The sequence below is a fragment of the Inquilinus sp. OTU3971 genome (genome assembly GCF_038440215.1).
The window spans coordinates 1-8,288 of record NZ_JASATH010000269.1 but is presented as its reverse complement, the minus strand read 5'-3'; the positions used below and the strand labels follow the sequence as shown (position 1 = coordinate 8,288).

Below are 8,288 nucleotides of genomic sequence, written 5' to 3'. Positions count from 1 at the left end.
GGCCGCAGCCCCGGCCTGCGGCGGCAGGCTTACCAGGCCGGCAGGATCGCGCCCTTGAACCGGGTCTCCAGGAACTGCGCCACCTCGGGCGACTGGTAGGCCTCGACCAAGGTCTTCAGGTCGGCCCGGTCCTTGTCGGCGGCGCGGGCGGCGACGAAGTTGCCGTAGGGGTTGTTGGTCCGGCTTTCGGCGATCAGCGCATCCTTGCGCGGGTCCAGCCCGGCCTCCAGCGCGTAGTTGGTGTTGATGATCGCGCCGTCCAGGTCCGGCAGGGCGTGCGGCAGCTGCGCTGCGTCGAGCTCGGAGAACTGGAAGTTGTGCGGGTTGTCGGCGACGTCGAGCAGCGACGGGTTCAAGCCCTTGCCGTCCGCCAGCCTGATCAGGCCGTTGGCGGCCAAGAGGTTCAGGGCCCGGCCGCCATTGCTGGGATCGTTCGGGATGCCGATCCTGGCGCCGTCGGGCAGCTTGTCGATCTTGTCGAACTTCTTCGAGTACAGGCCGATCGGCTCGACGATGGTAAAGCCGATCGGGACGATGTGATAGCCGCGGGCGGCGATCTGCGCGTCCAGATAGGGCTGGTGCTGGAAGGCGTTGGCATCCAGCTCGCCATGCTCCAGCGCCTCGTTCGGGATGGCATAGTCGGAGAAGGTGATCAGCTCGACCTCGAGGCCGTGCTTGGCCGCCACCTGCTTGGCGATCTCGGCGATCTCCTCCTCGCTGCCGCCCATGACGCCGAGCTTGATGCTGGCGGCGAGGGCGCTGCCGGCGGTGGCGGCGCCGAGGGCAAGGCCGAGCGCCAGGCCGATCAGGCCGCGCGTCAGCGGGGAAAGGGACATGATGGGCTCCTGCACGTCTTGGTAGGATTGGGGATGGGGCGGCCGCGGGTCAGGCCCGGGCCTGCTCCGGCCGGTGCTGGCGGCGGGCGATCGTGGTCAGCGCCGCATGCGCCGCCCGGCCGGCCGCGCGGGTGGTCCGGAACAGGCGCCCCTCCAGCGGGGTGAAGGCCGCGTCGGAGGCGTAGAAGCGGAAGCCGCGCGGCTCGCGCGTGACGATGCCGGCGGTCAGGCCACCGGCGACGATGATGAAGGCGTCAGCCATGGAAGGGATCCTCTCGGAGGCGCGCCCGCTCGGGGCGCGCTGCATCTGGTCGTGCGGTCGGGTGCGGCGGGCGGGCCCGCGATCAGCAACAGCGACAGGCGCGACACATGCCGCGCGACCTGGCGGCGGAGAGGATGGGCAGGGACAGGGTCGAAACCATCGGTCGGCTCCTCAGCATCAACTGCCGGAACCACGAACATGTCGTGGCGCTTTAGCGTTTGGTGACGCGGCGCAAGCTGCTTCCGTCAAAATCCCGCGGATCCAAAGATCGGTGCCGACCCTCGAACATACGCAGCCGTATGTCAATAATAAAAAATCTACAATTCCATTCAGCTATTTGTCGGATCATTCGCAACGAAAGGCCCGCCCGGTTTCCCGGGCGGGCTTTCTGATCCGACTGTCGGCCTGGGTCAGGCGCCGCGGCGCCACCAGCCTCGCTTGGGCGCCTCGGGCGGCTGATTCACCACCTGATTGGCCTCGACCGCCAGGTTCTCGGCCGGAGCCTCGGGTTCGGACGCAGGCTCGGGCACGGCGCCGTTCAGCGCCGCCGCCTCGGGCTCCGGCACCGGCTCTGGAGCCGGGGCCTCGGCGGCGGGCTCGGCTGCAGCCTCCGCGGCGACATCGGCCTTCTTGCGGCGCGGGGCGCGGCGCTTCGGCTTCGGTGCCTCCTCGGCCGGTGCCGCAGCCTCCGCCGGGGCAGCCTCTGCCGGAGCGGCTTCGGCTGGGGCGGGCTCGGCTTCGGGCTCGGCATGGCTGGCGGCGTCGGCGGCCTCGAGCACGAACGGCTCGGCCTCCTCGTCCGCCTTCTTGCGGCGGCCGCCACGACGGCCGCGGCGACGGGCCTTGGCGTCGTCCTCGGCGGCAACGGCCTCGGGCGATTCGGCTTCGGCAGGGGCCGGCTCGGCCGGCACGACGGCCGGGGCCGCCTCCTCGACGGGCTCGGCATGGCTGGCGGCATCGGCGGCCTCGAGCGTGAACGGCTCGGCGGCCTGGTCCTCGCGCACGCCGTCCTCGGCCTCGTCCCGCGGATCGTAGCCGAAGCTGCCGTCGGCTGCGACCTGCGCGGGCTGGTCCGGGCGATGCCCGTCCTCGCCGCGCCGGCGGCCGCGGCGCCGCCGCCGGCGGCGGCCCCGGCCCTCGCCATCGGCCTGCTGGCCGCCATGATGCTGCAACGGCTGTCCCGGACGCTGCTGCTGCGGCTGACGCGCCGGCTCCTGGGCCTCGGCGGCCTCCTCGACCTCTTCCGCCTCGACCTCGTCCGCCTCGTGCTCCAGCGCGGCGTCGGTCTCGGCCATGATCCGGGCGGTGTTGTCGACCGGCACCGTCGGGGCCGGCAGCTCGGCACCGCGGGCGCGGGTGCGCTCGATCCGGTGCGCCGGCGGGATCAGGCTGTCATCGGCCTCGATCATCACCCGCACGCCGTAGCGCCGCTCGATATCGGCCAGGGCGTCGCGCTTCTGGTTGAACAGGTACAGCGCCAGGGCGGTGGCGACATGCACGGTGATCTCGGAGGCGCGCTTGCGGATACCCTCCTCCTCGATCGCGCGCAGCACCGACAGCGCCGCCGAGCCGGTGGTCCGGGTCATGCCCAGCCCGCCGCAATGGGCGCAGGTCTCGAAATGCGTCTCCATCAGGCTCGGGCGCAGCCGCTGCCGCGACAGCTCGAGCAGACCGAAGGCGCTGATCCGGCCGATCTGGATGCGGGCGCGGTCCTGCCGCATCGCCTCCTTCAGCCGGTGCTCGACCGCCTTGTTGTGGCGGTCGTCCTCCATGTCGATGAAGTCGATGACGATCAGCCCGGCCAGGTCGCGCAGGCGCAGCTGGCGGGCGACCTCGTCGGCGGCCTCCAGGTTGGTCTTGTACGCCGTCTCCTCGATGTTCCGCTCGCGGGTCGAGCGGCCGGAGTTGACGTCGATCGAGACCAGCGCCTCGGTCGGGTTGATGACGATGTAGCCGCCGGAGCGCAGCTGCACCACCGGGCTGTGCATCGCGTCGATCTGGCCTTCCACGTTGAAGCGGTGGAAGAGCGGGACGTCCTGGTCCAGATAGGGCTGCACCTTCTTGGCATGGCTCGGCATGAGCATGCGCATGAAGTCCTTGGCGGTGCGGTAACCCTCCTCGCCCGCGACCTGGACGTCCTCGATATCCTTGGAATAGAGGTCGCGGATCGCCCGCTTGATCAGGTCCGCCTCCTCGTGGATGGCGCAGGGGGCGGTCGACTGCAGCGTCGTCTGCCGGATCGAATCCCACAGCCGCAGCAGGTAGTCGAGGTCGCGCCGGATCTCCAGCTTGGTCCGCTCCAGCCCCGCCGTCCGCAGGATGACCGCCATGCCGTCCGGCACGTCCAGGTCATCCATGATCGCCTTCATCTTCTTGCGATCCTTGGGATTGGCGATCTTCCGGCTGATGCCGCCGCCGCGCGGCGTGTTCGGCATCAGCACGCAGTAGCGGCCGGCCAGCGACAGGTAGGTGGTCAGCGCCGCGCCCTTGTTGCCGCGCTCCTCCTTGGTCACCTGCACCAGCATGATCTGCCGGCGCTTGATGACCTCCTGGATCTTGTAGTTGCGGTAGTTCGGCAGCTTCGAGCGGCGGTCGCGGGCCTCCTCGGCCTCGTCGCCGCCCAGCACCTCGACGGGCTCGTGCTCGCTGTCATGGCCGTTGCCGTTGCCGTTGTCGCCCTCGGCCGGGGTCGGGTCGTCGCCCCTCCGCGACTCGGGTGGGGCCAGCAGCGCGACCGGGCCGCTGTCGCCCTCGGCCGACAGGGTCTCGCCGAAGCTCTCCTCGACGATGGGTTCGGCGGCGATCACCTCGCCCGCCACCCCATCGCCGGCGGCCTCGACCGCCTCGCTCGGGCCGGCCTCGGCCTCGGCGCGGGCCGGACGGCGGTCACGGCCGCGGCGCCGGCGGGACGCCGGCTCGGCCGGTTTCGCCTCGACGGCCTCGGCCTCGTCGGCCTCCGCGGCCTGGCGGGCCAGCAGGGCCTCGCGATCGGCGATCGGGATCCGGTAGTAGTCGGGATGGATTTCGGAGAAGGCGAGGAAACCGTGCCGGTTCCCGCCATACTCCACGAAGGCGGCCTGGAGCGAGGGTTCGACCCGCGTCACCTTGGCCAGATAGATGTTGCCCTTCAGCTGCTTCTTGGCTTCGGTCTCGAAGTCGAATTCCTCGAGCCGATTGCCGTCCAGCACCACCACCCGCGTTTCTTCCGCATGGGTGGCGTCCACCAGCATTCTTTTAGCCATGTACAAACCCTGGCGACGCTGCCGTCACCCCGCGCGACCGACGGGGCTGCGGCGCGTCCTTGTCCTGCCGAAGCCGCCGGGGGCGCGAACCGTGATCACCCGAGAACGGCGCTTCGCAGCAGGCCAGACGGGAGGGTCCGCGACCACCGGTCCGGCGCGGATGCGCCGGGGCACGGCCTCGAGTTGATCTCAATGTCGCCCGACATCCGCAGCCGCGCATCGCGTGCCGGCCGTTCGACGGAAGACGTTTCCCGGCGGAAATCGATGCACCGCCGCGCGATCGACCCGGACATCCGGGGAACCCGGGCATCCGATCGACCGATCGGGCAGACTGTCGCGCCGTCACGATACCGAGGCACCGCACTCTCGACAATGGGAGATTTCGGGGGTAAGGGGCGCGCCTGCCGGTCGCGCCGCCGCGGGGGCCTGACTCGCGGTCGGCGCTATGGTAACAGAAGCCGCCCGGCCCGTGGGTCGTCAGCCCATGTGGTCATCAACGGAACACAATCGCGGCCTATCCGCTTCTGCGACGAGGCCGGCCTGCCGGGCCGACCCCGCCATGTTCGGGCGGCCGGCCGCCGTCCATCCACTGCCCCCATGGTTCGATGCGCCTGATCGGCTGGCTCCTGTCCTCCCTCATCCTCCTGCTCGTCATCGCGGCGGTCGGGGTCTTTGCGGCCGCGAGCTATTTCGGCCGCGACCTGCCGGACACGGCGCAGCTGGCCGAATACGCGCCGCCGATCACCACCCGGCTGCACGCGGGCGACGGCCGGCTGATGGCGGAATACGCCAGCCAGAACCGGTTGTTCGTGCCGTTCGGGGCGATCCCGCCCCTGGTGGCGCAGGCCTTCGTCTCGGCCGAGGACCAGCGCTTCTACGACCATCCGGGCGTCGACCTGCAGGGCATTGCCCGGGCCGGCATCTCGGCGATCCAGAACTACGCCTCCGGCCGGCGGGTCGAGGGCGCCTCGACCATCACCCAGCAGGTGGCGCGCAACTTCTTCCTGACGCCGGACCGGGCGATCAGCCGCAAGATCCGCGAGGTGCTGCTGGCGCTGCGCATCGAGAGCGCCTTCACCAAGCAGCAGATCCTCGAGCTGTACCTGAACCAGATCTATCTCGGCCGCGGCGCCTATGGCGTGGCGGCGGCGTCGCTGGCCTATTTCAACAAGCCGCTGAAGGACCTGACGGTCTCCGAGACCGCCTTCCTGGCCGGCCTGCCGAAGGCGCCCAGCAGCTACGACCCGAAGACCCGGATGGACGCCGCCGTCAACCGCCGCAACTACGTCATCGGCCGGCTGCTCGAGGACGGGGCGATCACCAGGGAGCAGGCCGACGCCGCCCGGGCCGAGCCGCTGGTGACCAAGGACCGCCGGCAGATCGAGTTCGTCAGCGCCAACTACTTCGCCGAGGAGGTGCGGCGCGAGCTGCAGCGCCTGTACGGCAACGACGCGCTCTACCAGGGCGGGCTGTCGGTGCGCACTTCGCTGGACCCGCATCTGCAGGACGTGGCCGACCAGTCGCTGCGCAACGGCTTGCGCAGCTATGACCAGCGGCATGGCTGGCGCGGACCGTTGAAGAGGATCGAGGGCTTCGACGACTGGGCCGGGCAGCTCGCCGCGATCGAGCGGCCGGCCGGCGCCGGCGACTGGCAGATGGCGGTGGTGCTGGACGTCGACGCCAAGGCCGCCGGCATCGGCTTCTCGGACACGAGCCGCGGCACCATCCCCTTCGCCGAGATGAAATGGGCCCGGCCCTGGCGCGCGAACCAGACCGTCGGCGCCGACCCGAGGAAGCCGGCCGACGTGCTGGCCAAGGGCGACGTCATCCTGGTCGAGCCCACCGGCCCGGTGCCGGAGGACAAGGCGGTGCCGCAGGAATTCGGCCTGCGCCAGATCCCCGACGCGCAGGGGGCGCTGGTCGCGCTCGACCCCAACACCGGCCGGGTGCTGGCGATCAGCGGCGGCTACGACTATGCGATGAGCGAGTTCGACCGCGGCACGCAGGCGGTGCGGCAGCCCGGCTCGACCTTCAAACCCTTCGTCTATCTGACGGCGCTTGAGGCCGGCTACACCCCGACCACCATCATCGACGACGCCCCGATCACGATCGATGTCGGCACCACCGACTGGACGCCGGAGAACGACGACCACCGCTTCCTCGGCCCGATGCCGCTGCGGGTCGGCGTCGAGCGGTCGCGCAACCTGATGACGGTGCGGCTGATCCAGGCGGTCGGCCTCGACAAGGTCAAGGAGACGGCGGAGCGCTTCGGCGTCTACAAGGACATGCCGCTGCTGTACTCGATGGCGCTCGGCGCCGGCGCGACCACGCCGCTGCAGATGGCCACCGGCTTCGCCCAGATCGCCAATGGCGGCAAGAAGGTGCTGCCGACCTTCATCGACCGGATCCAGGACCGCACCGGCCGCACCATCTACCGGCACGACGAGCGGCCCTGCGACAGCTGCGGCCAGCCCTGGGCCGACCAGGCGACGCCGGTGATCCCGGACACCCGCGAGCAGATCGCCGACCCGGTCTCGGCCTATCAGATGACCTCGATCCTGCAGGGCGTGGTCCAGCGCGGCACCGCCTCGGCGCTGAACAAGCTGGGCTTCACCCTGGCCGGCAAGACCGGCACCACCAACGACGCCAAGGACGCCTGGTTCGTCGGCTTCTCGCCCGACCTGGTGGTGGCGATCTATGTCGGCTTCGACGACCCGAGGACGCTGGGCGCCCGCGAATGGGGCTCGACCGCGGCGCTGCCGATCTTCCGCGACTTCATGTCCGCGGCGCTGCAGGGCAAGGACGTGCCGCCCTTCCGCATTCCGCCGGGGGTCAACCTGGTCAAGATCGACCGGCTGAGCGGCCAGCCGGCCTATGGCAGCGGCGGCGACACGATCTGGGAGGCGTTCCGCCCCGGCACCGAGCCCGGCACCGGCTATGCCCTCGACCGGCTCGACGGCAACGGCGGCGCGACCGACGAGGGCGGCACCGGCTTCGGCGACAGCGTGCCCGATGCCACGACCGGCACCGGCGGGCTGTACTGAGCGCCGCCGCGGCCTAGATCAAGCGAAGCGACCGGCCATCAGGACGCAGGCAGGGAGGACCGCATGGCACTGCGCAAATTCATCATCGAGCGCGACATTCCGGACGTCGGCACCCTCGAACGCGACCAGCTGCGCGGGGCCGCGGCCAAGTCCAACGACGCGCTGCGCCAGATCGGCCCCGACATCCAGTGGGTCGAGAGCTATGTCGCCGACAACAAGACCTTCTGCGTCTACCTGGCCCAGGACGAGGCGGTGATCCGCAAGCACGCCGAGATCAGCGGCTTCCCGGCGACGAAGATCACCGAGATCCGCAAGATGATCGACCCGACGACCGAACGGGCCGGCTGACGGGTCGCCGGCGACGGACCGGGCGATGAGCCTTTCGGATTTCATCCGGCTGCTCGAGGCCTATCGCGACACCCGCTATCTGTTCGCCGCCGACGGAGTCGAGCACGAGGTGCGGATCGACCGCCGGAACCCGGAGGCCGAGGCTTGGCTGGCCGGGCGCGGCGCCACCGGCGCCGGCTTCGTCAGTGCCGACAATCCGCGCAGCCGGCTGGTGCCGGCAGCCGTGAACGACGCGGCGCGGCAGCGCTTGGCCGAGGCGGTGCGCCGGCGCGGCGCCGGGGCCGTGCCGCATACCGGCGCCGGCCTGGACGGCGCCTGGCCGCCGGAGCAGGGGCTGCTGGTGCTCGGCCTGCCGGTGGCGGAGCTGACCGCCCTGGCCGAGGATTTCGGCCAGAACGCCATCGTCTGGTTCGCCCCCGGCCAGCCCGCCCGGCTGGTGCCGACCCGGCTGCTGTTCGAGGTGCTCAGCATGGACGCCGAGGGCTGAAACCGGGTCGCGTCGGGGCATTCGGGCGGGATTGACGTCGAGTGTCCTCCCGTTTGTCTCTCCCGCAGG

The 8,288-nt window shown here is 70.7% G+C and carries 6 protein-coding genes; 3 read left to right on the top strand and 3 right to left on the bottom strand.

Features of this window, described 5'->3' with window-relative positions; genetic code table 11:
* Positions 1-29: 29 nt before the first annotated feature.
* The 3 genes from AAHM41_RS37220 to AAHM41_RS37210 all read right to left on the bottom strand — a co-directional run bounded on the left by AAHM41_RS37220 (position 30) and on the right by AAHM41_RS37210 (position 4,340).
* Positions 30-836 (bottom strand): MetQ/NlpA family ABC transporter substrate-binding protein, encoded by an 807-nt coding sequence (locus AAHM41_RS37220; RefSeq protein WP_342241685.1) that lies wholly within the window; start codon positions 834-836, stop codon positions 30-32.
* 49 nt (positions 837-885) lie between these two features.
* Positions 886-1,098, bottom strand: a complete 213-nt coding sequence (locus tag AAHM41_RS37215; RefSeq protein WP_342241684.1) for a hypothetical protein — start codon at positions 1,096-1,098, stop codon at positions 886-888.
* 410 nt (positions 1,099-1,508) lie between these two features.
* The gene (locus tag AAHM41_RS37210; RefSeq protein ID WP_342241683.1) at positions 1,509-4,340 is read right to left on the bottom strand and encodes an Rne/Rng family ribonuclease; all 2,832 of its coding nucleotides are present in this window, start codon (positions 4,338-4,340) and stop codon (positions 1,509-1,511) included.
* A gap of 605 nt (positions 4,341-4,945) precedes the next feature.
* Between AAHM41_RS37210 and AAHM41_RS37205 the strand changes: the two genes are divergently transcribed.
* From AAHM41_RS37205 to AAHM41_RS37195, 3 genes are all read left to right on the top strand, one after another.
* Positions 4,946-7,384: a penicillin-binding protein 1A gene (locus AAHM41_RS37205; RefSeq protein ID WP_342241682.1), complete on the top strand. Its 2,439-nt coding sequence runs from the start codon at positions 4,946-4,948 to the stop codon at positions 7,382-7,384.
* Positions 7,385-7,447: 63 nt separating this feature from the next.
* A complete protein-coding gene (locus tag AAHM41_RS37200) occupies positions 7,448-7,732 on the top strand; it encodes a DUF4242 domain-containing protein (RefSeq protein ID WP_342241681.1) in 285 nt (94 codons plus the stop codon).
* 25 nt (positions 7,733-7,757) lie between these two features.
* Positions 7,758-8,219, top strand: coding sequence for a DUF3293 domain-containing protein (locus AAHM41_RS37195; RefSeq protein WP_342241680.1), 462 nt, complete (start codon positions 7,758-7,760; stop codon positions 8,217-8,219).
* Positions 8,220-8,288: the final 69 nt, after the last annotated feature.